The 3910-nt window shown below is 73.0% G+C and carries 4 protein-coding genes and 1 pseudogene; 1 reads left to right on the top strand and 4 read right to left on the bottom strand.

The window, feature by feature from the left end; genetic code table 11:
- Positions 1–282: 282 nt before the first annotated feature.
- The 3 genes and pseudogenes from ACFV4F_RS28425 to ACFV4F_RS28415 form a co-directional block, all read right to left on the bottom strand.
- Positions 283–1086 (bottom strand): DUF3710 domain-containing protein, encoded by an 804-nt coding sequence (locus ACFV4F_RS28425; RefSeq protein ID WP_380439575.1) that lies wholly within the window; start codon positions 1084–1086, stop codon positions 283–285.
- Between the two features lie 2 nt (positions 1087–1088).
- Positions 1089–1620: pseudogene (gene dut, locus ACFV4F_RS28420) on the bottom strand (dUTP diphosphatase).
- The gene (locus ACFV4F_RS28415; RefSeq protein ID WP_380506597.1) at positions 1617–2246 is read right to left on the bottom strand and encodes a PaaI family thioesterase; all 630 of its coding nucleotides are present in this window, start codon (positions 2244–2246) and stop codon (positions 1617–1619) included. The pseudogene dut and the gene ACFV4F_RS28415 overlap by 4 nt, the downstream one beginning before the upstream one ends.
- 132 nt (positions 2247–2378) lie before the next feature.
- Between ACFV4F_RS28415 and ACFV4F_RS28410 the strand changes: the two genes are divergently transcribed.
- A complete protein-coding gene (locus tag ACFV4F_RS28410; RefSeq protein ID WP_359964755.1) occupies positions 2379–2828 on the top strand; it encodes a DUF3093 domain-containing protein in 450 nt (149 codons plus the stop codon).
- Positions 2829–3011: 183 nt separating this feature from the next.
- Here the strand turns inward: ACFV4F_RS28410 and ACFV4F_RS28405 are convergent, their stop codons facing one another.
- Positions 3012–3311: a DUF4193 domain-containing protein gene (locus ACFV4F_RS28405; protein WP_329924615.1), complete on the bottom strand. Its 300-nt coding sequence runs from the start codon at positions 3309–3311 to the stop codon at positions 3012–3014.
- Positions 3312–3910: the final 599 nt, after the last annotated feature.

The raw sequence follows: 3910 nt of genomic DNA, 5'->3' as shown, positions 1-3910 counted from the left end.
TGTTGAGTTCTCAAGGAACGGACGCTTCCTTCGAGCCGCCTTCCAGCGGGCCCTCCGGGCGCTTCGTTCTTTCGTGTTTCCAGCTTATCAGATGTCTTCCGCTCCGTTTTCCGGAGTTTCATTCATCGGATTTGCTTTCCGCTTTCGTTGCCCCGGTCTCCCGCGGCGACTCCGGAACTGTACGGGCCCGGGGGCGCCACATGCAAATCGCCCCCGCCCGGGGTCCGGGAGGGGGCGATCGGCGAACGGCCGGTGAACGGCCGGCGAGGCGTCGAGCCGGGGTCAGCGGACCTCGGTGATCTCCGGGCCGCGCGAGAACGGGTCGATGGAGGCGCCGCCGAAGCGGCTCTCGCCCTCGGCGGCGGCAGCGGCTGCCCCGCCGCCGTCGGCCACCATCTGCGCGTCCTCGGGGAGCTTCAGGACGATCGGGTCGCGGGGCGCCATCGGGCTCTCGCCGCGCACGACGACCGTCTGCCGGAAGACCTGCTCCAGGATCCCGGCCATCTCCGGCTGCACCGCCGCCTGACCGGAGATCACGCCGCGCAGGAACCAGCGCGGCCCGTCACAGCCGACGAAGCGCACCAGCTGCACGCCCTGGGTGCCGTCCGGCAGCTGCACGGGGACCTGGGCACGGAGGTGCCAGCCCAGCGGGCCCTCCTCCTCCTCGATGAGGCCGCCCTGCGAGGTGATGCCGTTGGCGATCTCCTCCCGGACCTCCCCCCAGATGCCCTCCGACTTCGGGGCCGCGAAGGCCTGGAGCTGGACGGCGCTGTTGCCGAGGACGAGGGTCGCGGCGACGATCGCGTCACCGGCCACCTCGACACGGAGCTCCATGCCCTCGACGCCCGGGACCAGCAGGCCCCCGAGGTCGACGCGGCCCTCCTCCGGGTTCTCCAGCTCGGAGTGGTCCCACGGACCGTCCGGCCGCGGGGCCGGCGGCAGGCCGACCCTGTCGGCCGGGTCCAGCTCGGTCACGTTCTCGCTCTCGGCGGAACCTTCGACGTCATCGGCCGTCTCGTCGGCGCTGATGGCGTCGTCGGCGAGCTGCTCGACAGCGTCCTCGCTCTTCTGGCGACGACGGAACACGGTCACTGTCCTTCCCGGTCCAAGACCGATGCGAATACCTGCTCGGCTTCCTGCGAGGCCGCGGGCATGCTAGACCGCGGCGTGGCCACCGGTCGACCCGAACCCGCCCTCGGCGCGTGCCGACCCAGGCAGCTCGGCCACCTCGTGGAAGCGGGCCTTCTCGACCTGCTGGATGACCAGCTGGGCGATCCGGTCCCCTCGGCGGAAGCTGACCCCCTCGCGCGGGTCCAGATTGACGACGATCACCTTGATCTCTCCACGGTACCCGGCATCGACCGTCCCCGGGGCGTTCACGAGCGCAACTCCGCATCGGGCTGCCAGCCCGGAGCGGGGGTGGACGAAGGCCGCGTAGCCGTCCGGGAGGGCGATGGCGACACCGGTCGGCAGGACCGCCCGCTCGCCGGGCGCCAGCTCGGCGTCGACGGTGGTGCGCAGGTCGGCGCCCGCGTCGCCGGGCTGCGCGTACGCGGGCAGCGGCAGCTCGGGGTCGATGCGCCGGATCAGGACGTCCAGCGGCTGGTTGGTGGTGCTCAAGGGTTCACCTCAAAGGCTCGTGCGCGCTTCATCAGGTCGGGGTCGTCGAGGACCTTCCCGATGTCCTCGGGACGACCGTGCGTGGTGAAGTGTTCCAGCTTCACCTGGATGAAGAGCGCCTGCGCCCGCACCGCGACCGGCCCGTCCGGGCCGCCGATCCGCGCCTCGGCGGCGCCGTAGATCTTGCGGCCGTGCACGCCGGTGACCCAGGCGCGCAGGTGCAGCACCGATTCGACCGGGACGGGGCACAGGAAGTCGGTCTCCAGCCGGCCCGTGACGGCGGGGACGTGCAGCAGCCAGTTGAGCGTGCCGAGGGTCTCGTCCATGGCCGTGGTGAGCACGCCGCCGTGGGCGAGGCCGGGACCGCCCTGGTGGACGTCCCGGACGGTGAACTCGGCGGTGACGTCGAGCCCGACGCCTGCGACGGCGTCGATCCGCAGGCCACCGGGGTGCTGCGGGCCGCAGCCGAAGCAGTGCTCGTAGTGCGAGCCGAGCCGGGTGCCGGGGGCGGGCGCCTCGGGGGCCCGCGGGGGCAGCACGGCGTCCGGCGGCGGGGTGGTCGGGGTCGGCGGTGTCGCGGGCGCCGACCGGTCGGCGGGGGGCGTGGGGGCAGTCGTACCGGTCACGCTGCCCCACCCTACCGACGCCCTACCGGGCGGTAGCGGGGGCGGCGGACGGCCGCCGGACGGCGGGACGGACGCGGCGACGGCCGGGGGTGCCGTCCGGGCCCGGCCGTGAGGGCGCCCACAATGGGGGGCATGTACGACGAACGCCTCACCGTGCCCCGCTCCTGGTGGCTGCTCCCGGTCGCGACCGGGCTCGCGCTCGCGTTGATCCTGCTGCGGGTCAGCGGGCTGGGCGCACTGATCGGGCTGGTCGTCGGGATCGCCGTCGGCGCGGTCGCGATCAGCAGTTACGGCTCGGCCCGGATCCGCGTGGTGCAGGGCTCCCTGGTGGCCGGCCCGGCCCGGATCCCGGTGGACGCCCTGGGCGCCGCGCACGCGCTGAGCCCGGCCGAGGCGGTGGCCTGGCGCGGACCGAAGGCGGACCCGCGGGCCTTCATGCTGCTGCGCAGCTACGTCCCGACGGCGCTGCGGGTCGAGGTGACGGACCCGACCGACCCGACGCCGTACCTCTATCTGTCCACGCGCTCGCCGATGAAGCTGGCGGAGGCGCTGGAGGAGGCCCGCCGGAGCGCGCGGGCGTAGCGCAGGGCGCGCGCCACCGGCGCACGCCGGAAGACGAAGAGGGACGGTTCCGCGGCTGCGGGACCGTCCCTACGACTTTTGTCCTGCCCGGACCTGCCGTCCGGCTCCGCTGCCCGGAGCCGGAAGGGGCTGGGTGCCGGCCCCGCGCGGACCGCGGGTGCCGGGCCGTGTCCGCCGCGCTGCTCAGGCGCCGCAGTCCCGGCAGATCGGGTTGCCGTTCTTCTCGCTGTAGAGCTGGCTGCGGTGGTGCACGAGGAAGCAGCTCATGCAGGTGAACTCGTCGGCCTGCTTGGGCAGGACGCGAACGGCGAGTTCCTCGTTCGAGAGGTCGGCGCCGGGGAGCTCCATGCCCTCGGCCGCATCGAACTCGTCGACGTCGACAGAGCTTCCGCCCTTGTCGTTCCGCCGAGCCTTGAGCTCCTCGATGCTGTCCTCGTTGACGTCGTCGTCGGTCTTGCGTGGGGTGTCGTAGTCCGTTGCCATTTTTCGCTCTCCCCCTCCGGGTTGTGCGGTGTGTGCGGTATCTCCAGCGCACGTAACGCATGGGGGGTCGGTCTTGTGCCCGACCCGAGGCGGAGATTTTGCCTTACTTCAAGCCCTGTTACTCAATCGACACTCAGCCCGGGGTCCGTTGGGGTGATCCACCGGGGCGCGGGAGGCCTCACGCTGGGCCATCTCCGGCCCCCTCCGGAGCCCGTCAGGCGGCGACTCAGAGTGAGCGCGGACCGTACGGGCACCCGCAGAATCCCTTGCCCAGCAGGGGCGCCCGTCAACCCCGCACACGCGTCCGGGCCGGAAATCCGGTCACGGACGGCGATCGGGGCCCGAATCGCCATGATCACTCTCCGAGTTCGGCCGACGTCGCGGAGCGACACGGTGTGAGCTTGGTCACGTTCAGAATCTTCCGGGGCAAATCACGGAAAATCCACCCACTCCGAACCTCCCGGCGGCCCCCGGGAGCACCCGCGCGAACGTGGGGGGCCCCCCCCGGGGGGGCGGCGGCGGCCGTCGGGCCGCCCGCGGGGGCCCGGCCGGGGGGGGCGCCGGCCGGCGCGGGGGCGCGGGCGGGGGGCGCGGGAGCA

The organism is Kitasatospora sp. NPDC059722 (assembly GCF_042733235.1).
Lineage (GTDB): Bacteria > Actinomycetota > Actinomycetes > Streptomycetales > Streptomycetaceae > Kitasatospora.
Note: the sequence above shows the minus strand (reverse complement) of the source record. Positions and strands in the feature narration are given on the sequence as shown.